Source organism: Halorubrum sp. Hd13 (genome assembly GCF_002252755.1).
In the GTDB taxonomy this organism is placed as follows: Archaea; Halobacteriota; Halobacteria; order Halobacteriales; family Haloferacaceae; genus Halorubrum.
Genome location: NZ_NHOY01000027.1, coordinates 1 through 21,640, shown reverse-complemented (window position 1 = coordinate 21,640; position 21,640 = coordinate 1). Strand labels below are relative to the sequence as shown.

Genomic DNA, 21,640 nt, shown 5'->3' with positions numbered 1-21,640 from the left:
CGGCGGACGGCCCGGCGCGGGCGGAGCCGCGCCGGCCCGCCGCCTCCCTCGCGCACGCACCTCGCGGCCGCCGAGGGCGGCCGCTCGGCGGCGCGCGCCTTCCGCACTGCCGAGGCTCTAGTTATAAATAGTCGGCGTCGGCCGCGGCGGAACCGGTCCGCGAACGATACGTTGATACGTCGACCGCCGGTAGCAGACGAGACGATGGACGACCGGACGCGCGAGTACCTGAAGGGGCGGTTCGGCGACTATTACCGCCGCGCCTCGCCGTCGCTCCCGCCGGACGCGAACCTGCGCGAGTGGGGCCACATCCCGTGGACGCCCGGCTCCGGGACGACGATGGTCCGCCACCAGTCGCTGTTCGACCTCGGCGACGTCGACACGTTCTTCGCGGACAACGCGCCCCGGCACGCCTACTTCTCGGCCGCGCGCTACGACGACCCCGGCGCCTCGACGATGTCGAAGAAGAGGTGGCGCTCCGCCGACCTGATCTTCGACCTCGACGCCGACCACCTCCCGGGAGTCGACCCCGAGACCACCTCGTACCCGGAGATGCTCGCGGAGTGCAAGGAGGCCCTCCTGCGGCTGCTCGACTTCCTCGACGACGACTTCGCCTTCGACGACCTCACCGTCGTCTTCTCCGGCGGGCGCGGCTACCACGTCCACGTCCGCGACGAGAGCGTGCGGGGGCTCGACAGCGAGGCGCGCCGAGAGATCGTCGACTACGTGCGCGCGATCGACCTCGACACGGAGGGCCTGATCCGGACGGTCTCCGAGCGCGGCACGACGAAGCGCGTGCTCCGCACCGAGGGCGGGTGGGGCGCCCGCGTCCACGAGGCGCTCGTGGAGTACGCCGACGACCTCCGCGACATGGACGAGGACGCGGCCCGCGAGCGCCTCATGGAGCTGGACGGGATCGGCGAAGGGCGCGCGGAGACGATCCTCGGCGCGTTCGACCGCAACCCGACCGCCGTCCGCGAGGGCAACGTCGAGGCCGGCGGCCCGGGCGTGCGCCGGCTCGTCTCCGCGCTGGCGTCGCGCGCGGCCGCGACCGACACCGCCCCGATCGACGAGCCGGTCACCACCGACACGCGGCGGCTCATCCGGCTTCCGGGGACGCTCCACGGCGGCTCCGGGCTCGTCGTCACGCCGATCGAGCGCGACGACCTCGCCGACTTCGACCCGCTTCGGGACGCGGTGCCGGACCGGTTCGTCGGCCGCGAGATCCGGATCGAGAGCGACGTCGATCGGACGGTAGAATTAAACGGCGAGCGCGTTAGAGTTGAATCCGGTAGAAACACCGTTCCCGAGTTCGCCGGGGTCTTCCTCATGGCCCGCGGCGAAGCCCGGAAGGCACCCGAACAATGAACCTCGACGAGCTCAGATCGGCCCAAGCGAAGGAACGCCGCAAGGACAGCCTCCAGCACCTGCGGGACTCCTTCTACGACGACGTGGCCGCCTACGTCGCCGACCTGCGCGCGGCCCGCGACCGCCGCGCCGAACAGGTCGACAAGCCGTTCTCCGACGACGATGTCCGCCGCCTCTCCGACGAGGTCGAGACGGCCGAGGAGGTCGCCGAGGCGCTGTACGAGCGCCGCGTCGGCAAGGTCGTCAAGCTCGCGTCGTTCGCCGCGGCCGACATGCCGGTCGACGCTGACGGCATGACGACCGAGGAGCGGAAGCTGTTCGACGACCTCGTCGACCGCATCGGTGAGAACAAATCGCGCGTGCTCGACGTGCTCTCCGGCGAGGTGTCGGTGGACCAGTCCGCGTCCGGATCGGCGTCCGGAACGGGGTCCGAGCTCGAACCGGCGTCCGCGCCCGACGGTGCCCGGGCGGAGCGGGGGCCGACGGAGAGCGCCGCGCCCGACGCTCCCGAGGAGCCGGCGCCGCCCGCGCCGGACCCGGAGCCCGCCGATCGGTCGAACCCCATCGAACAGACGGACGCGGCCGAAGACGAGTCTGGCGGGGTCGCCGACGCGCTCGCCGGCGCCATGGGCGGCGGGGACGACGAGGTCGCCGACGCGCTCGACGCGACGCCCGGCGAGACGGCGGAGTCGTCCGACCTGCCCCCGACCGACGCGCCGGAGCGCAACGCGAACGACGTCGCCGGCGACGGCGCCACCACCGACGGCGGCCCGACCGCGGTCCCGACGGAGCCCGCGCCTCCCGGAGCGCCCGGCGGCGACGGACGCGCGGCCGCGGACGACGTCGGTTCGACCGACGAAACGGGCGCGTCTCCCGGAGCCGAGTCGACCCGCGCGGCCGAGTCGGTCGACGACGACCGCGCGACCGTCCGTATCACCCGCGACATCGGCGCCATCTTCGGCGTCGACGAGCGGGAGTACGACCTCGCGAGCGAGGACGTCGTGAGCCTCCCCGTCGAGAACGCGGCGCCCCTCGTCGAGCGGGACGCCGCGGAGCGGCTCGACTGACCCCGTCGATGGGCGGTGACGCCGCGGCAGGTGTCTCGGACGCCGAGACGACCGCCCGAGTCCGGGCTCTCGGCGCGGCGGCGACGCTCCTCGCGCTCGGCGGCATCGCGGCCGCGGTCCTCCTCGACCCGACGTTCTCGTGGACGAGCGACGCGCTCTCCGACCTGGGGGTCCGCGATCCGAGCGCGCCCGTCTTCAATTGGGGGCTGATCTTCGGCGGCGCCGTCGGCGTCGGGTACGCGGTCGAACTCGGGCGGGCGCTCGGCGGTCGGACCGGCGCGCTCCGCGCGGCCGTCCTCGCGATCGCGATGGTCGCGATGGCCGGCGTCGGCGCCTTCGACCTCACGGAGCCGCTCCACGGCCCGTCGGCGATCGGCTTCTACGGCCTCGTCACCGTCGCCTTCGCCGTCGACGGGGTCGTTCGGAGGGCGACCGCGACTGGGCGGGCGACCCTCGCGTTCGTCCCGGTCCACGTCGCGGTCTGGGCGACGTTCCTCGCGGGGTGGTGGCCGGTGACGGGGCTCGCGCTGCCGGAGCTCCCGGGCGCGCTCGTGCTCGCGGCGTGGGTGTGGATCCTCGGGCCGGCGCCGGTCGTCGGAGCGGTCGCGGCACGGTTCGACGGCGTCGGGGGCGACGGTAGCACCGGAGGCAGCGAGACCGACGAGCACTAACGCCGCGGGCGGCTATCTATCGGCGATGGAGGTCGAGTTCCTCGGCGGCGCCCGCGAGGTCGGTCGGAGCGCGGTCCTCGTCGACGACGCGCTGCTCCTCGACTACGGCCTGTTGACCGCGGACCCCCCGCAGTACCCGGTCCGCGACCCCGAGCCCGACGCGGTCGTCGTCTCGCACGGGCACCTCGACCACGCCGGCGCGGTGCCGGCCCTGCTGAAGGGCGACCGGCGGCCGGCGGTCCACTGGACGCCGCCGACCGCGGACCTGACGCGAACGCTCGCGCGCGACACGCTCAAACTCCACGGCAACAGCCCGCTGTGTCCCTTCTCCGAGGAGCACGTCGCGCGGGTCGGCGAGGTCGAGGAGCGACACGCCTACCGAGAGCCGTTCCCCGTCGAGGCGGGGGGGACGGAGTACGAGGTGACGCTGTTCGACGCGGGACACATCCCGGGGTCCGCGCACGTGGTCGTCGACGACGGCGACGACCGACTGCTGTACACCGGCGACTTCCACACCGACGACCAGCGGCTCGTGTCGGGGACGACGGCGCGGCCCGACGCCGACGCCGTGATCTGCGAGTCGACGTACGCGGACGTGACCCACGAGGACCGCCGCGCGGTGGAGGACCGCTGGGCCGAGAGCACGGAGACGACGATCTGGGAGGGCGGGACCGTCGTCGCGCCGGCGTTCGCGATCGGGCGGACGCAGGAGATCATGCTCGTCGCCGAGGCGAACGGCCTCACCCCCTACGTCGACGGGATGGGGGTCGAGGTGACGCGGCTCGTCCGGCGGTATCCCGAGTTCCTGCGCGACCCCGAGGCGCTCCGCCGCGCCAAGGGCGCCGCGCGCTTCGTCACCGGCCGCGACGGCCAGCGCGAGCGGATCGCCGCCGACAACGAGCTGATAATCACCACGTCGGGGATGCTCGCGGGCGGTCCGGTCCACTCGTACCTCCCGAAGATCCGGGGCAGCCCGGCGAACCTCGTGACGCTGACGGGGTATCAGGTCGAGGGGACGCCGGGCCGCGAGCTCCAGGAACACGGGCGGCTCGAGATAAACGGTCAGGTGCGCCCGGTCAGCGCCCGGGTGGAGTCGTACGACTTCTCCGCGCACGCCGATCGCGAGGGACTGGAGTCGTTCCTCGACGCGTACCGCGGCGCGCGGGTGCTCGTGAACCACGGCGACCGCTGCGAGGCGTTCGCCGAGGACCTCCGCGCGGACGGGGTCGACGCGAGCGCGCCCGAGATCGGGGAGCGGGTGGAGCTGTAGAAGCGGTCAGTCGTCGTTTTCGTCGACGACGGACGTGTTCGACACGGTCGCGGCGTTCAGCGGGCCCGCGCGTTCGACCCCGTCTCCCGCGCTCGGACCGGCGTGTTTCTCCCCGTCCCATCCGGGATGGAAGTAGGCGACGCCCCGGTCCGGGAACTCGACGGCCACCACGCGCTCGTTCGACGCGTCGGGGAGCTGCGGCCGAACGGGGTTCGAGGTGTTCAGGCGGTCGACCGTCACGGACCGTATCGGTCCCTCGGGGCCGCCCTCGCCCGGATTCGCCGCCGTGAGCCAGACGGTCGCCTCGACGGTCGCGTTCCGCCCTTCCACGTCGACGAACGCGTTTCCGACGCCCGTGTACCGGACTCCCGTCACCGTCGGTCCCGTCGGCACGCAGGTCACGGTGTGGGTGCGGTCCAGCGAGACGCTGACCCCGCCGCCGTTCGCGTCGACCTCGAAGGCGAGCGGGACCGCCTCTCGCTCCGGACAGCGCAGCGTGACGTCGACCGCGGCGGCGCTCCCCCTCTCCAGCGACGAGGGCGGCTCGATCGACTCGATCGTCGCGTCCGTCGCTCCGGGGTCCGCGATCGAGACGTCGACGTCGAACTCGCCGAGGTCGCCGCCGAACCGGTTCCGGTACTCGACGACGGCCGCGGACTCGCCGTCGCGGACCTCGTCGGCGAGCGGCTCGTAGCCGAGGTACGCGCTCGCGTCGTCCGTCACGTTGACCGCGAGCCCGCGGTCGGCCTCCATCGCAGAGAACCCCACGGTACCGAACACCAGCCCGACGGCCGCCGCGAGTACGAGCACGAGGCTCAGCGTCCGGAGGGCGCTCGCGTCGGCCGTCGGCGTCCGGGCGGTCGCGCTCATGTGCCCTCGGAGAGCTCGGGCGGTTTCTCGGAGTTCCCGAGGCGCGCTCGGCGGCCGACGACGCGGTGGGCGGCGGCGGAGATCCCGAAGGCGGTGGCGGTGAACGCCCCCACGTCGATCGCGTCGAGCCCCGCGAACCCCGGCGTTCCGGTCGCGACGGCGACCATGAGCGAGACGGCGACGCCCGCGAGCCCGACGTAGTAGAGGCTCCACGGGATCTCCCGGCTGCGGAGGACTTCGACGTAGATGTCGAGCTCCTCCAGCTCGGGCGTCGGCTCGACGAGGTTCGCCTCCTCGTCGACCGTCACCACGTTCTTCTCCTCTAGCTTCGGGAGGTGCGTGCGGCGGAGCGTGCTGTACACGTTCCGGCGGTCCTCGTACCGGACCGCCTCCGGGTCGACGTCGCGCTCCCACCCGGTGACGTGCACGGAGAGCTCGGCGACGTCGATCGGCTCCTCCGCGCGCTTGAGCGCGTGGATGACGAAGCGGCGCCGCCTGTTCGACAGCACCTCGAAGACCTCGTCCTCGGACAGTTCACCTCCGTTTCGGCTCGATTCGTTCGTCGTGGCAGCGGTCGATGTCATGGATGTGAGCACCCTGGTTCCCCGCCGGCGGATCTCCCTCCTCGAACCGGCGATTTTCGCTTGTAACGTGTGCGAGATACTACCATAAATGAGTAGGATAGTTAACCTGTCAATGTCTGTTTTCTGTTAGGAACAGGCGATGATCGGCGGTCAGACGGGCGACACCTGAATCCGGTACGAACGTCCGACCGGATCTTCAGGAAGTCGTTGAACGTCTAAACCACTCCCTGAAGCGAATTAGGGGCTCTTTATCGCCGTTTCGGGGCGACGCGCGACGGGCGACGAGGAGCGCCCGAAGCGCATCGAGCCGCGCGAGTCACGCAACGAGGAGTGCACGCGAACATGTCGAGAATATCATAACGAAGTACCACCACCCGTATGTGTTATCCAAGCACTCTCGGTCCGGACGCCCGGGCTGCGGGGGTGCGCCAACACAGGTGAGATACGACATGGAACGACGCAAATTCGTGATCGGTCTGGGTGCATTGGCTTCGGGAGCAGCGGCCGCGACGGGTACTGGGGCGTTTACCGCCGCGGAACTCGACGGTCGAGAAGCAAACATCGGTGTCGTCAACGACAGCAACGGCCTCATCGGACTCCAGTCTGGGACCAGCGAATACGTCACCAACAGCGGTGGAAGCGGTAACGAGCTGATGATCGACTTCGATCCGGATGACGACGGAACCGGTATCAACCCTGACTCTACGTATCAGGTCGGTGGGCTCGGTGAGTTCGATTCCGGCAACGTTGACTACGTTCCCGGTGACCCGACCGCGAGCCCGTCTGTCGGCGACGTCGCCATCGATACGGACACCAGCATCGAAACTGAGCACGCGTTCAAGGTGATGAATCAGACGAACAGTACGAAACAGATCGAAGTCACCTATGACCCGAATTCATCATTCCCGTCCGGTGCTCGACTCTACTTGGTTGCGTACTACGAGGAAGGAGACGATGACGGTAATTCCTCGCAGGAAGAAGGACTCGTGGTCGGAGACGTAACGAACGGTGACAACCCAAAAGCATCTAGTATCATATTCGCTGACCAGCAATACTCTGACCCCGTCGGAGCAGGAGACGAATTCTACGTCACAATTATTGTTGACGTGGATGAGGTCAGTTCCAGCACTGATCTCGGTGGTTCTCTCACCGTCCGCGCAGGGAGCCACGACGACTTCACCAACGCCGACTCATAAACCGGACTCCGACACAGGTACTTTATTATGAACCGACGCGACGTCGTGGTCGGACTGGGAGCGCTTGTCGGTACGGGAGCCACGGCTTCCGGCACCGGTGCGTTCGGTGCCGCAGAGGTCTCCCGGCGGGCGGAGATCGACGTCGTCGACGACAGCGACGGGTTGGTCGGACTGGTCGCGAACGAAGCGGTCGGAGGCGTCCGAATGGACGCCGGTGGCGAACTGACGGTCTCGATTGGTGACGGCGATCCCGGAGTGAACGTCAGTTCGGTGTACCAGTTCGGAGCGTTCGTTTCCGACGACGAAGTCAACGGCGTCACGGGGGACACGTTCTCCGCGGTCACGGACGACGACCCCGCAGATATGAGCGACGGCCAGGACTCGCTCGAATCCGCGTTCGCCGTCGTGAATCAGTCCGCGGAGGACCTCTCCGTCGCGATCGACTTCGAGCTGAGAGACGACATCGACGGGAACACCGAATACGCCTTCGAGCTACAGTCCTCGCAAGGCGGCGCCGGCGCACGGGAGGGTCTCGCGACGAGTCCGATCACCGGCCGGCTCACCGCCCAGCTGGCCACCGGCGAGTCGATCGGCGTCTCGTTCATCATCAATGCGCTGGACGGAACGACGGCGGACGAGATTTCCGGGAGCCTGAGCGTCTCGGCGACGGCCGTATAGCGGCCGTCCTATTTATCGACGATCGAGAGAACCGTCCGACTGGTTCGCGGGTACGGAAAAGCGTCGAGTAACGACTCTCGGAGAGCGCGACCGAGGGAACAAGTGCGAGATCGACCGAAATCGAGGTGTCGCTTACTTCCCGCCGTCGGTGTACGCCCAGTCGTCAAGCACGCGCTCGGCGGTCGCGTCCGCCTCGGCCGGCGTGACTCGATTGCCGGCGACGACCTCGTCGGCGAGGTCGCAGGCGAGGTCGTACACGGCCGCGCCGTCGGCGCGCTCGGCGACGCGCTCGAACGTCGGCCGGTAGCCGGCGGCCGTCCGCTGTCCGGTCTCGTCGAGGGAGGCGTCGATCGCGTACTCGAGCTGACGGACCGCTTCTGCTGGTTCCATACACACGTCATCGCGTGCTTCGCACTTAAGTGTACTCGGATTCAGAATTGAGTTAATACTCTCGCGGCGACCGCGCTGTCGCGGCGGCGGAGCCGCGGGACCGGGGTCGTCGATCGACGTTTATAGGCGTCGTGGCGCCCCAGAACGTTCATGACCGACGCAGACGAGCGCGCGGCCGTCGCCGAGCGCGCGGCACGGGCGGGCGGCCGCGTGGCGCACGACCACTTCCGGAGCGACATCGCCGTCGAGAGCAAGGGCGAGGACGACGTGGTGACGGAGGCCGACCGGGCCGCCCAGCGCACGGTGATCGAGTCGATCCGCGAGTCGTTCCCGGACGACGCGTTCGTCGGCGAAGAGGAGGACGAGCGCAAGACCGTCCCCGACGAGGGCGCGTCGTGGGTGATCGACCCCATCGACGGCACGCACAACTACGTCCGCGACATCCGCGTGTGGGGCACCGCGGTCGCGGCCGTCGTCGACGGCGAACCGGTCGCGGCCGCGACGGTCTGCCCCGCGCTCGGCGACGTGTACACCGCCGACGGCGACGGGGCGTACCGCAACGGCGACCCGATCGCGGTCAACGACGTCGCCGACCCGCACCGGGCCGCCGTCAGCCCGACGCTGTGGTGGGACCACGACGCGCGCGACGAGTACGCCGCCGCCTGCGAGGCGATCGTCCGGCGGTTCGCCGACATGCGCCGGTTCGGCGCCGCGCAGGTCGTCCTCCCCACCGTCGCCGCGGGCGGGCTGGAAGGCGTCGTCTCGAACCTGCGGGCGAACCCCTGGGACTCGGTCGGCGGGGTCTTCATGATCCGACAGGCCGGCGGGCGCGTCACCGACCTGGAGGGGAACCGCTGGCGACACGACTCGACGGGGCTCGTCGCCTCGAACGGGAGCCTCCACGACGAGGTGCTCGCCGCCGCGCGCGAGATCGAGGATTTGGACTGAGGCCGGTTGCTTATAAATAATCGAAGCGGTGGCGCGCGCCTCCGAGCGGGCCGATGGCCCGCGAGGAGCGCGTGCGAGGGAGTCGGACCGGCGCGACCGCGCCGGTCCGACGAGGCTGGGGAGGCGTGAGGCTGCGGTGCGGTGCGGGGTGGGACTCAAAGGGGCAGCCGGGAGGGCGAAGCACGGCGACGGAAGCACCGCAGGAACGAGCGCAGCGAGTGACGAGGAGCGCACCGAGCCGCGCGAACCCTCCCGGCTGGGGCTTTGGAGGCGTTCACCGGTGATCCAGTATCGATCACGTACAGCCGAGGGTTCAAATCCGACGCCGCCGAACGCCGCGACATGTACGCGGTCGTCGGCTGCAACGAGTGCGCGGCCATGTGGCTCCTCTCTGACCCCCGGACCAGCGACAGCGCGACCTGCCCGCGCTGCGGGAAGACGCACCGGACGGCGAAGCTCAAGCGGTTCTTCGAGTCGGAGGACCGGGCGGCGGCCCGCGAGGCCCGGGCCGCGCTGCTCGCGAAGAAGCGCGACGAGAGCGCGGCGTTCGCCGAGATCGACCACGTCTCGGAGCTCGAACGCGCCGTCGACGACGCCGGGGTCGACGAGCGGGAGTACCTCGAGGCGAGCGGGATCGACGCCGACGCCGTCGACGAGGCCGGCGCCCGCGCCGAGGGCGGCGGGTCAAGTTCGCGGACGCGGACCGAACTCGTCCGCGACGCGGTCGAGGCCGCCGCGGAGCCGACCGAGGAGAACGTCGTCGCGCACGCGAGCGAGCGCGGCGTCCCCGCCGAGACGGCCCGCGAGATCCTGACGAGGCTGACCCGACGGGGAGAGCTCTCCGAGTCGCGGGGCCGGTACAGGGTGGTGTGAACCGGCCGCGGCGGCGGTCGGCGACGCGGTCGAGCGGTCCGAACTCGACAAAGCACTTATATCGCCGGTTTGACGTTCGGCGTATGGACACGCGAACTGCCCTCCTGGCGGCCGCGGCCGCGGTGCTCGTCGTGAGCGCGGTCGGGGTCGTCGCCGCGCCGGACGCCCTCGACGATCCCCGCGAGGAGAACGAGCGCCCCGGCGACGTCCGTATCGCCGGCATCGTCGTGTCGCCGGGCGAGGTGCGCGGCGAGACGGCCGAACTCCGGCTCGGCGTCGACCTCCGACACCGGGGGCCGGCCGTCGAGAACGTCACCGTGCGCCACCGCGCGATCGGCGCCGACTCGGGACTGCTCGTCGACGAGACGACGGTCGACGTCGGCGAGGTCGACGGCGGCGGCGAGCGGACGATCAACGGCTCCGTCGACGTGGAGCGCGCGGGCGGCTACCGGATCGAAACCGCCGTGTTCGCCGACGGCGAGCGCGTCGAGACGCGGACGACCCGCGTCGGCGGCGTGGCCGCGCTCACGCCCGACTACGCCGACACGCGGGTCGGATTCACCGACGGGAACGTCTGGCCGACGGTCGCGGTGAGCGTGCGCGAGGCGGACAACGCCACCGCGACGCTGTCGGTCTCGGTCTCGGTGACCAACCGCGGCGACGCGGCCTCCGACCCCCTCGATCTCCGGCTGTTGATGCGGCAGGCCGAGTCGAACGTGATCGCCGACGAGGCCCGGGAGACCGTCGGGTCGGTCCGGCCCGGCAGGACCGAAACGGTGACGACCACCGTCGAGGTGCCCGCGAACTACAACTACTACGTCGACGCCGCGCTGTGGAGCGACGACGTCCTCATCGACGAGACGCAGGGCGTCGCCAACCTGAACCCGCGAGAGACGATCGACGCCGACGAGAGCGTCGAGGAGGTGGAGTTCTCGGTGGAGGACTTCGCGGACGGCGGTGCGGGCGGCGACGACGGCGCCGACGGTGAGCGGCCCCGCGACGACGGGGGCACCGACGACGGCACGCCGGGCTTCGGCCCGGTCGCCGCGCTCGCCGCGCTCCTCGCGGCGGCGCTGTACGCCCGGAGGCGGCCATGACCGACGACGAGCGCCCCGGCCCGGCGGAGGGCGAACGGACGACCGAATTCGACGACGACCGACCCGCGACCGACCGCGACGACGACCGACCCGCGACTCAACCCATGACCGACACCGACGACGACACGACCGAACCGGGCGAACCGATCGCGGCAGCCGGATCGAGCGACGAGGGGATCGGGCGGCTTCCGACCGAGCGCCTCCGCGGGATCCTCGACCGCGTCGGCCTCGCGGCGCTCGTGCTCCTGGCGCTGATCGCCGGGTGGGGCTTCTACAGCCAGACGGGCGTCGCGATCCGGACGTGGCTCGATTCGGCCTACCAGCCGATCGCGCTGGCGGCGTTCAACCTCGCGATACTCCTGATCGCGCTCGCCGGCGTGGCCCACCAGCTCTCGCGCATCCGGGCGAACGAGTAGTCGAGACGTCGGGCGGTCCCGGCTCGACGGGTCACGGGCCCGTCGCGCCCTACTCCTCCGGAAGGTCGTCCGTGCTGGCGGGGATCCGCTCCACCTGCCCCGCGAGCGTCGCCGCGTCGCCGGCGACAGTGGAGGCCTCGACGCCGGCCTCGTTCGCGACCAGTCGCACGTGCGCCGCGAGCAGCGCGAGCGCGCGGAGCCCCTCGCCCTCGGGGCCGTCGTCGGCCCGCTGCGCGAACGTCGTGTCGACCTCGCCGTCGCGGACGACGCCGACGTGAACCGCCTCGACGTCGTCGCCGTCGAGGAGCGCGCGGGCGCGGTCGAGTTCGGCGGCGAACGCGTCGCCGCCGGCGGTCTCGTCGCCGGCGGACGCGCCGTCGCCGGACGGGGTCCCGTCAGCGGGCGTCGTGTCGTCGCTCATGGAGGGACGTACGCGGAGCCGAGGCAAAAGCGCGGCGTTCGCGCACCCGTGAGCGCTGCTGAACGGGAGCGTCGAAGCGCGAAAAGCGGCGGCGCGCGGGGTGAGGCGTTACTCGTCGGGGCGCGGACGGGCGATGAACAGCGCCTCCTCGAGCGTGAACGGGTCGTACACCGACTGGTGACAGACGCAGTAGGTCCCGTTCTCGGCGTCGTACCGGGCGGACTCCTCTAACACCTTGTAGTCGGGAATACAGCAGAAGTGCGTGCAGACGTTGAGGTACGCGATGAACCCCTGGTCGGTGGAGGCTTCGAGCCACTCGTCGTCGGAGTTCGCGACGGCCTCCTCGATCCGCGGCGAGCGGATGACGATCGCGTTCAGGTTCGTCTCGGCGTCCTCGGACCGCCACGTGACCGAGGCCGGCTTCCCGACGCCGTCGTCGCCGATCCCGTTGCCCCACGTGTCGTAGTTTCCGAAGTCGTCGACGTGGATCTTATCGCCGGCCTCGTACGTATCGTCCTGCCAGTCGTACTTCCCGGGGGCGGCGCGGAACAGGTTGTCCGACTCGAAGTCGGGCGCGATGTTCTCTTGGGACTCGACGCCGCAGTACTGGAACCACTCGCCGGAGTACGTCTTCCCGCCGAGGTCCTGCTGTGCGACCTGGATCTCCTGTCCCTCCTGCGTGACCGTCGTCGTCTCGGGCCAGATGCCCTCGATGTATCCGTCGTCGGTCACCTGCAGGGGAATCTGCGGGAGCCCGCGCGGCGCCGGACCGCCGGTCTTCGCGATCGTCGTCGCGACCGTCGCACCGCCGCCGACCCCACCGGCGGTGGTCAGCGTGTTCACGGTCGCCGACCCCATCGCCCCGACGCCCGCGAGGGCCGCGCCCCCGACGACGCCCTTGACGAAGCGCCGCCGGCCGGACTCGGCCGGATACTTGTCGGACTTACTCATACGCGAGGTTCGGGATGGATCGGTAAAAAGGGTGACGAACCGGCCACCGAAGCGGCGGATCGGTCGGCCCGACCCGAAGCGGCTCGTCCGGCCGAGCGGAATCGACCGATCCGAACCGATCCGCTCCCCCGAGTGTCGCGACGGACGACCGCTCGCCCGATCGGCGCACGATCGATCGGGATATTCACTCGGAGCCGAGGCAAACATTCGTTCAGACATCGCCTTTAACCCGCGGCGACGGGTGTAACTGTGGTATGGAGTTGCACAATCGAGACGTACGGACGGACGTCCGGGAGCTCGGCGCGCTCGTGGGGGACGTCCTCTCCGCACAGGCCTCCACGGAAGCGTACGAGACGGTGGAAGACCTCCGGAACGCGTCGATCCGATACCGCCGCGGCGACGCGGAGAGCCGGGCCGGGCTCCACGAGTCAGTCGACGGGCTCTCGTCGAACCGCGAGGAGATCGTCGCCCGCGCGTTCACCACCTACTTCGAACTGATCAACCTCGCCGAGGAGCGCGAGCGCGTCCGCGCCATTCGGAACGCCGACGACGAGGGCGCCCTCCACGACTCCTTCGAGGCCACCGTCGAGGAGTTCGCGGAGCAGGGAGTCGGACCCGAGGAGCTACGCGAGCTGCTGGAGGACGTGCTCATCGAGCCCACCTTCACCGCCCACCCGACCGAGGCCCGCCGGGCGACGGTGAAGGCGAAGCTCCGGTCGATCGCTAACCACCTTGAGGAGCTCGACGAGCGCAACCTCACCGAGCGTGAGCGAAACGCGATCTGGCGCGACGTCACCGCCGAGGTGACGAGCCTCTGGGGCACCCGACAGGTTCGCCAGCGCCGCCCGGAGCCCGAAGACGAGGCCCGAAACGTCGGCTGGTACCTGGAGAACACCCTCTTCGATGTCGTCGGCGACGCCTACGAGGAGTTCGAGGAAACCATTTCGAGCGAGTACGACGACATCGACTGTCCGAAGCTCTTCGAGTTCCGCTCGTGGGCGGGGTCGGACCGCGACGGCAACCCCTTCGTGACGCCCGAGGTCACCGACGAGACGCTCGAACGGCAGCGGTCGGTCGCCATCGAAAAGTACCGTGACCGGTGTAAGCGGCTCTCCGCCGTGTTGAGCCAAGACGGCGAACGGTACGCGATCGACGACCGGCTCACGGAGTCGCTCGCGGCCGACGCCGAGCGCTTCCCGACCGTCGTCGAGGAGGCCCGCGAGCGCTACCCCGACGAGCCGTACCGCCAGAAGCTCCGCCTGATGCGCGAGCGACTCGACCGCGTCGACGACGTGCGCCCCGGTGAGTACCCCGACGGCGACGCGTTCCTCGCCGACCTCGACGTCATCGCCGAGTCGCTCCGGGCCGACGGGCAGGACGCGGTCCGCGAGTCGTTCGTCGAGCCGCTCCGCCGACAGGTGGACACGTTCGGCTTCACGCTCGCCTCGCTCGACCTCCGCGACCACCGCGAGAACCACACCGAGGCCGTCGCCGAGGCGGTCGCCAGCGAGGGCGTCGACTACCGCGGGATGGACGAGGACGCGCGAGAGGAGTTCCTCACCGAAGCGATCCTCCAGGACGACCCCGTCGTCGACACCGACGAACCGGGCGACATCTCCGACACGACGGAGCGCGTGCTGGAGCGGTTCAGCGAGCTCGCCGAGTGGCAAGACGAGTACGGCCAGCAGGCGATCGACACCTACTGCATCTCGATGACGGAGGAGCCGAGCCACGTGCTGGAGGTCCTGTTCTTGGCCGACCAGGTCGGCGCCGTCTCGCTGCCGGACCACTGCGGGCTCGACGTCGTCCCACTGTTGGAGACCGAGTCCGCGCTCAACGGCGCCGAGCGCATCCTCGGGGCGCTGTTCGACAACGAGGCGTACGCGACCGCGCTGGAGGTTCGCGGGGACCTGCAGGAGGTGATGCTCGGTTACTCCGACTCCAACAAGGAGAACGGGTTCCTCGCGGCGAACTGGGACCTCTACGAGAACCAGCGCCGGATCGCGCGGTTCTGCCGCGAGGAGGACGTCACGCTCCGGCTGTTCCACGGGCGGGGCGGCTCCATCTCCCGCGGCGGCGGCCCGATGAACGAGGCGCTACTCGCGCTGCCGAACGAGACCGTCACCGGACAGGTGAAGTTCACCGAGCAGGGCGAGGCGATCGCCGAGAAGTACGCCAACCCGCGGATCGCCGAGCGCGAGCTCGAGCAGATGCTCGACGCGCAGATCCGCGCCCGCCACGAGGCCAACGAGGAGCCCACGGAGGACGTCCCCGAGGCGTGGGTCGACGCGATGGAGACGATGGCGCCCGCGGCCCGCGAGACGTACCGCGACCTGCTGAACACCGACGGGTTCGTCTCCTACTTCGGACAGGCGACCCCCATCTCCGTCGTCGAGGACCTCAACCTCGGCTCGCGGCCCGCCTCTCGCTCCGGCGAACGCACCGTCGAGGACTTGCGCGCCATTCCGTGGGTGTTCTCGTGGACGCAGACGCGGCTCATCCTCCCCGGCTGGTACTCGCTCGCCTCCGGCATCGACGCTTACCTCGACGAGGTCGGCGAGGAGGCGGGGCTCGAAACGCTGCGCGAGATGTACGACGAGTGGCCGTTCTTCCGCACCACCCTCGACAACGCCGGCCTCGCGCTCGCCCGCACGGAGCCGGAGATCGCCGCCGAGTACGCCGACCTCGCCGACGACGAGCTCCGCGAGCGCTTCTTCCCCGAGCTCATCGGCGAGTACGAGCGCGGGCGCGACCTCGTCTTGGCGATCAGCGGTCGCGACCAGCTCCTCCGCCGCGAGTGGCTCGAGGAGAGCCTCGACCGCCGGAACCCCTACGTCGACCCGCTGAACCTGCTGCAGGCGAACCTGCTCGGACGGACCCACCGGACGGAGGAAGAGGAGCGCACCCTCCGGCTCACCGTCAACGGTATCGCCGCCGGGATGAAGAACACGGGATAGCGCGTCGTCGACTCGCCGGCGGGCCGTCTACTCTTTTCCGCCGTTCAGACCGATAGCCGCCGCTTCGATGAACCGGTCGCGATGACATCGAGGGGGTAGCTCCAATGACGATTAGAGATTTCGTATAGCGTTATTCAATATATTGCTTCGGATACGGGGCAAACCGCATCGAGCATCAACACGCGGTAGGCGGCGCTCTCCGGCCTGATATCGGGATCTGAACCAGAACGAGGAGCTGAACGAGTATCGCGAGCCGTCGCTCGGCGGGGCGAACGGAGCGAAAAGGCGAATCGCTATCTACGCGTAGCGCTCGAGTTCCGGGCGGTCGAGGTCCTCGAAGACCTCTGCGGCGACTTCGGAGAGGAACGCTTCGCCCTCGTCGGAGACGCGGCGGCCCTCGCCGGCGGCGGTCGTGACGAGCCCCTCCTCTTCGAGGGCCTGCAGCGACGCGCGGATCAGCTTGCGGGAGCCGGCGGAGTGGCGGCCCGGTCGAACGATGTACCGGTTCGAACCGCGTTTCTTCGAGCCGTACTCGGTGGCGAGCCGCTCGATGCCGATCGGCTCGTTCTGGGCGACCTTCCGGAGGAGGCTCGCGGAGCGCACGTACCAGAAGTCCTCCTGCTCCGGCGGGAGCTCCTTGCCCGAACCGCTCTTGGCGAACTCGACCCACTCGGGCTCGTCGATCCGGTCCTCGAGTCGCGCGGCGACCTCCTCGATGAGGGCGTCGGCCGGCACGTCGTAGATGGTTACCATTGAGTACCGATTCACCCTAGCGTCGTTTAAAACCATCGTATCGGGAGAGCCCCGTGGTAGCCGTTTTCACGGGGTTGCGGCCCTCTACCGGGTCCTCGGCCGACGGGACCGAAGGCGGGCCGCGGCCGGGACGCGCTACTCGACGTACTCGTACTTGCGCTCGTTCATCCGACCCCAACCGGTGAAGACGAACTCCCCGTCCGGCTGGGTGAACTCCTCGATCTCGCGTTCCACGTCCATGTCGTACTCGTGGACGTCGTGGACGTCCTCGTACTCGTCCCACGTGAGGTCGTAGCGGGCCGCGAGCTGATCGTCGATGTCGAGGCCCTCGATCTCCGCGCGCCACCCCTCTCGGACCGTCTCCGCGTGGATCTCCGCCTGCGCGCCGGAGCCGTATGAGGCGACGAGCAGCGTCTCGTCCACGAACGAGCGGTCGAGCGCCAGGGCGTCGCGCAGCGCGCTGACGCGGGCGATGTGGACCGAGCTCGTGTACCAGTTCCCGACCTCCCGAGAGAGGCCCAGCGTGGGCTCCACGACGGTGTCGTACCACGTCTGGTACTGCTCCGTCGTCTTCAGGTCGTCCATGTAGTCCCTGATGGCCCCCTCGTACGCCTCGCGGTCCGCGAAGTCGTCCTCGCGGGGTTGGCGGCCGATCTCCGCGGCGAGCTCGTCCTCGTACTCGGTGTCGCGGATGACGTGCCGGTACGCGAGCAGGGCCGCCTTCCGGACCATGCCCGGGAACGGCGTGTGGAACGGGGCGTACGCGAAGTCGTCGAGCTCGATGTCGTCGGTGACGGACTCGTAGTCTTCGAGCGCCTCCCGCATCCGGGCGAGATACACCTGCACGGAGCGTTTCCCGTCGACGCTGGGGAACTGCTGGTTCGGCTTCAGGAAGTCCGTCTCGTCTTTCGAGCCGTACCCCTGGTCGGTCGAGAGCGCGACGATGGAGGGGTCCTCGTCGATCAGCATCGCGACGGCGCCGGCCCCCTGCGTCGCCTCGCCGGGGTCGCCCCGGGCGTACAGCGCGGTGTCCGTCGTGATGACGAGCGCGGGCCGATTGCGGTTCCGCCCGGCGCGGATCCAGTTGTACGCGTCGTCTATCGCCTGCGTCCCCGCCAGACAGGCGAACTTACGCTCGCCCTTGTTGGCGTGGGTGAAGTCGCCGTCGTACACCTGCTCCAGACAGCCCGCGATGTACGTCGACACCGGCTTCGAGTGGTCGAACGCCGACTCCGTGGCGACGTCGATCCGGCCGATGTCCTCGGGCTCCAACCCCTTGCGGTCCATCAGCCCCTTCGCCGCGTTCGCGCCCATCGTGACGATGTCCTCGTAGACGTCCGGGAACGAGGAGTTGTTGAGCCCGAGCCCCTTCGTGTACTTCTCCGGGTCGTCGCCCTTCTGCGGCGCGAACGTGCCCGGCAAGTCGAGCTTGAGCTTTCCGGTCCAGATCTCGACGGCGTCGATGCCGACTTCGGTCATACACGGTCGTTCATTGGGCCGGCATTTGGCTTTGTCGATGGGTGTTTACGTCGATTGTGGAACTTAACAGTGTGAGTGAAAATATGAGTTGCTATCTGCGAAGTGAGGCTTAGAGTGTAGCCGCTTACGAGCAAGTAAAGTCACCCTGCTCGGTGTTTAGCGAGTTTGACGTGGAGAGCTGCTCGTTGCTTTCACAACTCTGCACCACGTTCCCGTTGCCATCTAACAGATCGACTGTGACGTCTAGCTGTTTTGGGTTCCCTGAAGGGCTGTCGGTACTGACGGAGAACGGATCCGTCATTTGAATCTCGTTTTGTTTGCTATCTCCGCCCTGTCTCAGTTCAAGACGTATCTCATAGTTTGGATCAGGGTTCACCGTCGTTCCGTCGGCAGTGGCCTCTTGGATTTTATCATTACCGGTCGATTTGCTAACGGATACGGTAAATTCGCCTAAGGACGGCTCATCCGATGTTGGTGGCCCTTCAGGTTCACTTGGTGCCGTAGCCGATACAGTCGAAACGGGATTAGTGCCTTCTGGTGCCTTTTGGATCCCAACGGTGTTCAGTTCGAGATCCTTCCTCTTCGTCTCGATTGTCAGTTTGTGAACTCCATCGTCGTAGCTGTCGTTAACGACCCCACCGTACGAGGCCGCTGGGATCTCCGTATCATCCCAGTATTCCTCTCCAGTCAGGCGAGTGGGGACGCCGATTGTCAGATCACCCGTAGGAAGCGATTTCGTGTCGTTCTCCGTCGGGTACAGCTCAATTGTCACCCGCCCGAGACCGGACTGTTGAAATTCATTTTGCAGGGCGGTTATTCGCACCGTTCCGTCCGTTCCCACGAGGCTCTGGTCTTCTATCACCGCGAATCCGCCACCGTTTCCGCGCTCATCAATATAAAGCACGGAAGCATCGTACCAAGTCGGCGAGGGCTGTATTCGGTTGTAGCCTGGCTGATATTTTATAAATCGAGTCGTGACATTCACCGATTCTGTTCCGTTGGTGACGGAGATATTATAGCTATCACTGGTTCGGATAGTTCCGCTCGGATCGGGTGGGTTGATCGCGAATATCCGGGTGGGGTACTGTGTTCCTAGCCGGATAGTCTCATATTGCGCCCGGTCAGTGCTCCCGGCCCGAACGATCCCCGCCCTCAGCTCGACGAGGTCGTTCCGAACCTCCTCGAAGTGCTGGAACTCCACCTGTCCGTTCTGCTGCGGGACCACCTGCACCTGATACAGCGAGAGCGCTAAGATCAGGAACCCGAACAGGATCACGGTCCCGATCACGACCGACTGGCCCCGACGGTCGCGACTGAATCGCATTACGAGATATCGAACCCGGACGCGTATAAAAGCCTCCGCCCGGCGTCTCAGTTGCGATAACCGCCGCCGCGACGTGCGTGACTCAGTCGTCGCCCGCTCCGCGCCGCTCGGTGAACCACGCCGAGGCGGCGGCCACGACGCTCGCGAAGCCGCCGACCAGCACGGCCTGCGTCCAGTTGGCCCCGAGGAGGAACCCCGTGACCAGCGTGACGAGCGCGAAGGCGATCACGACGGCGACGATCGTCGAACCGGTGGCGTCGGTGGCCGAATCGGTCATACCCGGATCTGCCGCGGCCGAGCGATAAACCGGCCGATCGCCCGAGCGTGGCGGGTCGGTCGAGACGCGTAGAACGAGGGCTTCGGGTGCGTGATAAATATCATGTCGCGATATCAAATCGGCTTCGCGGCGCGAACCCCGCCGCCCGACCGGTCCGTTTTTGCGCGCGGCGCGTGGACCCGCTCGCATGGCGAAACAGCCGCACCTGCTGGTCGAGGAGGGCGACGTCCACGAGATCGCGATCATCCCGGGCGACCCGGGCCGCGTCGACCGGATCGCCGACCTGTGCGACGACAGCGAGCTCGTCGCGCAGAACCGCGAGTACAAGATCGTCAACGCGAGCTACGAGGGGACCGACCTCACGATCTGCTCGACCGGGATCGGCTGTCCGTCGGCCGCGATCGCCGTCGAGGAGCTCTCGCGCGTCGGTGTCGAGACGTTCCTCCGCTGTGGCACCTGCGGCGCCCTGCAGGCCGACATGGAGGTCGGCGACATGGTGGTCGCGACCGGAGCGGCCAAAGAGGAGGGGACGAGCAAGCGCTACGAGTCGGCGAACTACCCCGCCGTCCCGGACTACGACGCGTTACGCGAACTCGTCGACGCCGCCGAGGACAACGGCGAGGACGTCCACGTCGGCCCGATCGTCTCCGACGACGCCTTCTACAACGAGAGCGACGAGTACGTCGACGACTGGAACGACGCGAACCTGCTCGCGATCGAGATGGAGGCCGCGACCGTCTTCTCGCTGGCGCGCCGCAAGGGGCTGCGGGCCGGCGCGATCTGCACCGTCGACGGCAACCTCGTCGCCGGCAGCCAGAAGGGCGCGGACTCGGACGACGAGCTACCGGAGAAGGCCAAGGACAACGTCGAACGCGCGATCCTGATCACCCTGAACGCGGTCACAGCGCTGTAAGAGGGCCGCGCATCTGGGGCCGCGGACGCCGCGATTACTCGTCTTCCGCCCGGAACTCCACCAGCGTCAGGTCCCGGTCGAGCGCGCAGGTGTCGTGCGGCGGCTCGCCGAGCACCTGATCGATCACGCGCTCGTCGTCGAAGTCCGCGCCGTCGGGGACGCAGTACCCGTGGCTCGGGCACTCGGTGTGGGGGCACGGCCCGGCGAGCGAGACGCGACTGCCGGCGTACGCCTGTTTCGACGGGACGTTCGCGGGGACCGGGGCGGGCTCGACCTCGACCGCCCGGACGCCGGTGTCGTGGACGGCGCAGTCGAGCGTCTGCGCGTTCTCGCGGATCCCCGTCACGCGGTACCGGGTGCCCTCGGAGAGGTTGAGACACTGGCTCCGGTACGGGCAGCCCTCGCAGGCGGGCGACTCCCCCTCGTAGACGAACTCGCGACCCGTGTCCGCGAGTCGCGTTCCGATGAGCGTGACCGTGGTCATGGTCGACACGAGGCCCCGCGACGCCGTAAGCCTCCCGCCTCGCCGGGGACGTCGGTGGTTCCGGGCCACCGCGTCCGGACGGACCGGAGGGCAAGACACATCCCCGGCCCCCGGCAACGACGACCGAACGAATGATCGCGGGGCTCGCGCGGGACGCGAAACGGGAGGCCGAGGCGGCGAACGAGCGGCGGGTCCTCGCGCTCGCCGGCGACCGCGACCGCGGGATCGACGCGGCCTACACCGCGATCGAGGCGGTCGGCGGCGAGCGCGACGGCGCGTCGACCGCCGTCGTCTCGACCCGCGAGGGGTTCCGGTTCGAGGAGCACCGCCCGCGGAACGCTGACGAACTGCTCGGAGGCACCCGCGAGGTCGTCGTCCTCGACTGCCACGAGCGGTTCGTCCCGAACGCGCTCGGCCGGTGCGTCGGCGCGGTCGACGGCGGCGGACTCCTGATCCTCCTGACGCCGACGCTCGACGACTGGCCCGGGATCCGCGACCGCTTCGACGAGTCGCTGGCGGTCCCGCCGTACGGCGTCGACGACGTGACGGGGCGGTTCCGCGAGCGGTTCGTCGGGACCTTGCGCGCGCATCCGGGGATCGCCGTCGTCTCGCTCGGCGCCGACGGGCCCGAGGGGGACGTCCTCGATCGCGAC

At 69.0% G+C, this 21,640-nt stretch carries 23 protein-coding genes; 13 read left to right on the top strand and 10 right to left on the bottom strand.

Translation table 11 applies throughout. The annotated features are described in order from the left end of the window. The first annotated feature begins 204 nt into the window (after window positions 1-204). Genes priS through DJ81_RS03870 form a run of 4 tightly spaced genes read left to right on the top strand, consistent with a single transcriptional unit; the run spans window position 205 to window position 4,376 of the window. The gene (gene priS / locus DJ81_RS03885; protein WP_094588574.1) at window positions 205-1,368 is read left to right on the top strand and encodes a DNA primase small subunit PriS; all 1,164 of its coding nucleotides are present in this window, start codon (window positions 205-207) and stop codon (window positions 1,366-1,368) included. Further along, window positions 1,365-2,435 carry a hypothetical protein gene (locus DJ81_RS03880; RefSeq protein ID WP_094588572.1) on the top strand — a complete coding sequence of 357 codons (1,071 nt, stop codon included), beginning with the start codon at window positions 1,365-1,367 and terminating at the stop codon, window positions 2,433-2,435. Before priS ends, DJ81_RS03880 begins: the two co-directional genes overlap by 4 nt. Window positions 2,436-2,443: 8 nt before the next feature. After that, window positions 2,444-3,106: a DUF998 domain-containing protein gene (locus tag DJ81_RS03875; RefSeq protein ID WP_094527807.1), complete on the top strand. Its 663-nt coding sequence runs from the start codon at window positions 2,444-2,446 to the stop codon at window positions 3,104-3,106. 25 nt (window positions 3,107-3,131) lie between these two features. Then, entirely contained in the window at window positions 3,132-4,376 is a 1,245-nt protein-coding gene (locus DJ81_RS03870) for an MBL fold metallo-hydrolase (protein ID WP_094588570.1), read from the top strand. 6 nt (window positions 4,377-4,382) lie between these two features. Here DJ81_RS03870 and DJ81_RS03865 read toward each other — a convergent pair whose 3' ends face one another. Then, window positions 4,383-5,246: a hypothetical protein gene (locus DJ81_RS03865; protein WP_094588568.1), complete on the bottom strand. Its 864-nt coding sequence runs from the start codon at window positions 5,244-5,246 to the stop codon at window positions 4,383-4,385. Continuing rightward, window positions 5,243-5,830: a transcriptional regulator gene (locus tag DJ81_RS03860; RefSeq protein WP_094588566.1), complete on the bottom strand. Its 588-nt coding sequence runs from the start codon at window positions 5,828-5,830 to the stop codon at window positions 5,243-5,245. Before DJ81_RS03860 ends, DJ81_RS03865 begins: the two co-directional genes overlap by 4 nt. Before the next feature lie 449 nt (window positions 5,831-6,279). Here DJ81_RS03860 and DJ81_RS19575 point away from each other — a divergent pair, with 449 nt between their 5' ends. Both DJ81_RS19575 and DJ81_RS03850 read left to right on the top strand, forming a co-directional pair. Continuing rightward, window positions 6,280-7,026, top strand: a complete 747-nt coding sequence (locus DJ81_RS19575; protein WP_249269066.1) for a hypothetical protein — start codon at window positions 6,280-6,282, stop codon at window positions 7,024-7,026. A gap of 27 nt (window positions 7,027-7,053) precedes the next feature. Continuing rightward, entirely contained in the window at window positions 7,054-7,704 is a 651-nt protein-coding gene (locus DJ81_RS03850; RefSeq protein WP_094588564.1) for a hypothetical protein, read from the top strand. Window positions 7,705-7,836: 132 nt separating this feature from the next. Here DJ81_RS03850 and DJ81_RS03845 read toward each other — a convergent pair whose 3' ends face one another. After that, the gene (locus tag DJ81_RS03845) at window positions 7,837-8,094 is read right to left on the bottom strand and encodes a hypothetical protein (protein ID WP_094558632.1); all 258 of its coding nucleotides are present in this window, start codon (window positions 8,092-8,094) and stop codon (window positions 7,837-7,839) included. 150 nt (window positions 8,095-8,244) lie between these two features. Here DJ81_RS03845 and DJ81_RS03840 point away from each other — a divergent pair, with 150 nt between their 5' ends. From DJ81_RS03840 to DJ81_RS03825, 4 genes are all read left to right on the top strand, one after another. Further along, entirely contained in the window at window positions 8,245-9,042 is a 798-nt protein-coding gene (locus DJ81_RS03840; RefSeq protein ID WP_094588562.1) for an inositol monophosphatase, read from the top strand. Between the two features lie 342 nt (window positions 9,043-9,384). After that, window positions 9,385-9,915, top strand: a complete 531-nt coding sequence (locus DJ81_RS03835) for a DUF5817 domain-containing protein (RefSeq protein ID WP_094588560.1) — start codon at window positions 9,385-9,387, stop codon at window positions 9,913-9,915. An 83-nt stretch (window positions 9,916-9,998) separates the two neighbouring features. Beyond that, complete coding sequence (locus tag DJ81_RS03830; protein WP_094588558.1) at window positions 9,999-11,012, top strand: PGF-CTERM sorting domain-containing protein; 1,014 nt, start codon at window positions 9,999-10,001, stop codon at window positions 11,010-11,012. Next, on the top strand, window positions 11,009-11,428 hold the full coding sequence (locus DJ81_RS03825; protein WP_094525063.1) for a hypothetical protein: 420 nt from the start codon (window positions 11,009-11,011) through the stop codon (window positions 11,426-11,428). Before DJ81_RS03830 ends, DJ81_RS03825 begins: the two co-directional genes overlap by 4 nt. Before the next feature lie 49 nt (window positions 11,429-11,477). On the opposite strand, the gene DJ81_RS03820 is transcribed toward DJ81_RS03825, so the two are convergent. Both DJ81_RS03820 and DJ81_RS03815 read right to left on the bottom strand, forming a co-directional pair. After that, the gene (locus tag DJ81_RS03820; RefSeq protein WP_094525064.1) at window positions 11,478-11,849 is read right to left on the bottom strand and encodes a hypothetical protein; all 372 of its coding nucleotides are present in this window, start codon (window positions 11,847-11,849) and stop codon (window positions 11,478-11,480) included. Between the two features lie 108 nt (window positions 11,850-11,957). Continuing rightward, window positions 11,958-12,800, bottom strand: a complete 843-nt coding sequence (locus DJ81_RS03815; protein WP_094588556.1) for a cytochrome B — start codon at window positions 12,798-12,800, stop codon at window positions 11,958-11,960. A gap of 254 nt (window positions 12,801-13,054) precedes the next feature. On the opposite strand from DJ81_RS03815, the gene ppc reads away from it, so the two are divergent. Further along, window positions 13,055-15,757, top strand: coding sequence for a phosphoenolpyruvate carboxylase (gene ppc / locus DJ81_RS03810; protein WP_094528071.1), 2,703 nt, complete (start codon window positions 13,055-13,057; stop codon window positions 15,755-15,757). A gap of 297 nt (window positions 15,758-16,054) precedes the next feature. Here ppc and DJ81_RS03805 read toward each other — a convergent pair whose 3' ends face one another. The 4 genes from DJ81_RS03805 to DJ81_RS03790 form a co-directional block, all read right to left on the bottom strand. Then, entirely contained in the window at window positions 16,055-16,510 is a 456-nt protein-coding gene (locus DJ81_RS03805) for a 30S ribosomal protein S19e (protein WP_094525094.1), read from the bottom strand. 135 nt (window positions 16,511-16,645) lie between these two features. After that, window positions 16,646-17,989: a hydroxymethylglutaryl-CoA synthase gene (hmgB, locus tag DJ81_RS03800; protein WP_094588554.1), complete on the bottom strand. Its 1,344-nt coding sequence runs from the start codon at window positions 17,987-17,989 to the stop codon at window positions 16,646-16,648. Between the two features lie 124 nt (window positions 17,990-18,113). After that, entirely contained in the window at window positions 18,114-19,313 is a 1,200-nt protein-coding gene (locus DJ81_RS03795) for a hypothetical protein (protein WP_094525096.1), read from the bottom strand. An 82-nt stretch (window positions 19,314-19,395) separates the two neighbouring features. After that, on the bottom strand, window positions 19,396-19,590 hold the full coding sequence (locus tag DJ81_RS03790; RefSeq protein WP_094588552.1) for a hypothetical protein: 195 nt from the start codon (window positions 19,588-19,590) through the stop codon (window positions 19,396-19,398). Between the two features lie 187 nt (window positions 19,591-19,777). Here DJ81_RS03790 and DJ81_RS03785 point away from each other — a divergent pair, with 187 nt between their 5' ends. Further along, complete coding sequence (locus tag DJ81_RS03785) at window positions 19,778-20,503, top strand: nucleoside phosphorylase (protein ID WP_094525098.1); 726 nt, start codon at window positions 19,778-19,780, stop codon at window positions 20,501-20,503. Window positions 20,504-20,537: 34 nt separating this feature from the next. On the opposite strand, the gene DJ81_RS03780 is transcribed toward DJ81_RS03785, so the two are convergent. After that, entirely contained in the window at window positions 20,538-20,987 is a 450-nt protein-coding gene (locus tag DJ81_RS03780) for a UPF0179 family protein (RefSeq protein WP_094525099.1), read from the bottom strand. 131 nt (window positions 20,988-21,118) lie between these two features. On the opposite strand from DJ81_RS03780, the gene DJ81_RS03775 reads away from it, so the two are divergent. Beyond that, window positions 21,119-21,640 (top strand): TmcA N-terminal domain-containing protein (locus tag DJ81_RS03775; protein WP_141212526.1); only part of this gene is annotated, 522 nt, incomplete at its 3' end.

What these genes read in the sequence shown, in the direction of transcription:
- priS (WP_094588574.1), top strand. Translation starts at nt 205, where the DNA reads ATGGACGACCGGACGCGCGAGTACCTGAAGGGGCGGTTCGGCGACTAT.
- DJ81_RS03880 (WP_094588572.1), top strand. Translation starts at nt 1,365, where the DNA reads ATGAACCTCGACGAGCTCAGATCGGCCCAAGCGAAGGAACGCCGCAAG.
- DJ81_RS03875 (WP_094527807.1), top strand. Translation starts at nt 2,444, where the DNA reads ATGGGCGGTGACGCCGCGGCAGGTGTCTCGGACGCCGAGACGACCGCC.
- DJ81_RS03870 (WP_094588570.1), top strand. Translation starts at nt 3,132, where the DNA reads ATGGAGGTCGAGTTCCTCGGCGGCGCCCGCGAGGTCGGTCGGAGCGCG.
- DJ81_RS03865 (WP_094588568.1), bottom strand. Translation starts at nt 5,246, where the DNA reads ATGAGCGCGACCGCCCGGACGCCGACGGCCGACGCGAGCGCCCTCCGG.
- DJ81_RS03860 (WP_094588566.1), bottom strand. Translation starts at nt 5,830, where the DNA reads ATGACATCGACCGCTGCCACGACGAACGAATCGAGCCGAAACGGAGGT.
- DJ81_RS19575 (WP_249269066.1), top strand. Translation starts at nt 6,280, where the DNA reads ATGGAACGACGCAAATTCGTGATCGGTCTGGGTGCATTGGCTTCGGGA.
- DJ81_RS03850 (WP_094588564.1), top strand. Translation starts at nt 7,054, where the DNA reads ATGAACCGACGCGACGTCGTGGTCGGACTGGGAGCGCTTGTCGGTACG.
- DJ81_RS03845 (WP_094558632.1), bottom strand. Translation starts at nt 8,094, where the DNA reads ATGGAACCAGCAGAAGCGGTCCGTCAGCTCGAGTACGCGATCGACGCC.
- DJ81_RS03840 (WP_094588562.1), top strand. Translation starts at nt 8,245, where the DNA reads ATGACCGACGCAGACGAGCGCGCGGCCGTCGCCGAGCGCGCGGCACGG.
- DJ81_RS03835 (WP_094588560.1), top strand. Translation starts at nt 9,385, where the DNA reads ATGTACGCGGTCGTCGGCTGCAACGAGTGCGCGGCCATGTGGCTCCTC.
- DJ81_RS03830 (WP_094588558.1), top strand. Translation starts at nt 9,999, where the DNA reads ATGGACACGCGAACTGCCCTCCTGGCGGCCGCGGCCGCGGTGCTCGTC.
- DJ81_RS03825 (WP_094525063.1), top strand. Translation starts at nt 11,009, where the DNA reads ATGACCGACGACGAGCGCCCCGGCCCGGCGGAGGGCGAACGGACGACC.
- DJ81_RS03820 (WP_094525064.1), bottom strand. Translation starts at nt 11,849, where the DNA reads ATGAGCGACGACACGACGCCCGCTGACGGGACCCCGTCCGGCGACGGC.
- DJ81_RS03815 (WP_094588556.1), bottom strand. Translation starts at nt 12,800, where the DNA reads ATGAGTAAGTCCGACAAGTATCCGGCCGAGTCCGGCCGGCGGCGCTTC.
- ppc (WP_094528071.1), top strand. Translation starts at nt 13,055, where the DNA reads ATGGAGTTGCACAATCGAGACGTACGGACGGACGTCCGGGAGCTCGGC.
- DJ81_RS03805 (WP_094525094.1), bottom strand. Translation starts at nt 16,510, where the DNA reads ATGGTAACCATCTACGACGTGCCGGCCGACGCCCTCATCGAGGAGGTC.
- hmgB (WP_094588554.1), bottom strand. Translation starts at nt 17,989, where the DNA reads ATGACCGAAGTCGGCATCGACGCCGTCGAGATCTGGACCGGAAAGCTC.
- DJ81_RS03795 (WP_094525096.1), bottom strand. Translation starts at nt 19,313, where the DNA reads ATGCGATTCAGTCGCGACCGTCGGGGCCAGTCGGTCGTGATCGGGACC.
- DJ81_RS03790 (WP_094588552.1), bottom strand. Translation starts at nt 19,590, where the DNA reads ATGACCGATTCGGCCACCGACGCCACCGGTTCGACGATCGTCGCCGTC.
- DJ81_RS03785 (WP_094525098.1), top strand. Translation starts at nt 19,778, where the DNA reads ATGGCGAAACAGCCGCACCTGCTGGTCGAGGAGGGCGACGTCCACGAG.
- DJ81_RS03780 (WP_094525099.1), bottom strand. Translation starts at nt 20,987, where the DNA reads ATGACCACGGTCACGCTCATCGGAACGCGACTCGCGGACACGGGTCGC.